The organism is Photorhabdus sp. RM323S, from assembly GCF_042879375.1.
GTDB lineage: Bacteria > Pseudomonadota > Gammaproteobacteria > Enterobacterales > Enterobacteriaceae > Photorhabdus > Photorhabdus tasmaniensis.
Genome location: NZ_JBHFKZ010000150.1, coordinates 1 through 1,231, shown reverse-complemented (window position 1 = coordinate 1,231; position 1,231 = coordinate 1). Strand labels below are relative to the sequence as shown.

Here is a 1,231-nt window from a genome sequence, read left to right as displayed (position 1 = left end):
TGGTATGCCCGCTATGATAGTGGCCCTCTGCATATAACGCCGATTAGAGGCGGCGAACCCGCCTTGGTCAGCGGGATCTGGCGAACAGACAGCATCCCTGACAAACAGTATTTCTTTGCTCAGGGCGCGATGGCTTTTGATGTTCAGGGTGCGGAGTCAGGCACAACGATTTGGCATTTAATACGAGCAGCGGAAAATAGAGCGGAGTAAATAATGCGAAGTGTAGTGGAAAGAAAATGTAAACAAACCGGTGCTATTGCGGAAGGTTCTAACTTGTTCAATATACAGGGAATACCTGTTGCACTGGCGGGACACCTTGTTAATTGTGGTTGCCCGACCGGAGCCTGTCGATTAAAGGTACGGTCATAAAGATCAAACTCCAAAGCCATTAATTAAAATACCCACAAAACACAAGGCAGGCTTTAAGCTGTTATTAAACGTCATTTTTTAACTGATGATTTTAATCGGTATAAAGTTTTAACCGTTTTTTTACCCCTTTTAACGCCTGCTTTTTATTAAGTTTAATCATCATCCGCTATCATGTTTTACGTTTAACAACCCCTAAACCTCTCCACTTTTTATCTTTACCAACGCTGTTTTACCCGCCTTTTTCAGAGTTTAAATCCTGCCACATTAACCGTTTTATCCCTTTTTTATTGCATTGTTTTTAGGGTTTTATCCGTAAAATAACCGTCGATAAAACGCTTTAATACCTGTTCCGTTCGGATAATATTCTTTTATATGTGAATTTCTTTTCAACTCTCTTTTAACGGTTAATCATTTCCGATTAAATACCATTAAATCCCCCGTTAAAAACTCGCATTTACCGAGTTAAATCTGCCCTTGATATAGAAGCCAAAAGCTTTAATACCTTTTCACTTGCATTTTTAAATCATCATGGCAGGTTAGGTAAATGTAAAATAAATCGCGTGTAAAATTTTAATCCTCGTTTTCACCCCTTTTAATACGGGATTTTTATTACATTTAATCATCATAAAATATCATACTTTACGTTTAACAAACCCTAAATACCTCCACTTTTTATCTTTACCAACGCTGTTTTAGCCGCCTTTTTCAGCACTTAAATCCTGCCACATTAACCGTTTTATCCCTTTTTTATTGCATTGTTTTTAAGGTTTTATCCGTAAAATAACCGTTGATAAAACGCTTTAATACCTATTCCGTTCGGATAATATTCTTTTATATGTGAATTTCTTTTCAACTCTCTTTT

Annotated in this window: 1 protein-coding gene and 1 pseudogene; both read left to right on the top strand. The window is 37.1% G+C overall.

What is annotated here, in order from left to right; translation table 11 throughout:
• Window positions 1-210, top strand: a pseudogene (locus tag ACGF7G_RS22335) (hypothetical protein); the annotation flags it as partial.
• A 3-nt stretch (window positions 211-213) separates the two neighbouring features.
• A complete protein-coding gene (locus tag ACGF7G_RS22330) occupies window positions 214-369 on the top strand; it encodes a PAAR domain-containing protein (RefSeq protein ID WP_339959290.1) in 156 nt (51 codons plus the stop codon).
• Window positions 370-1,231 lie beyond the last annotated feature (862 nt).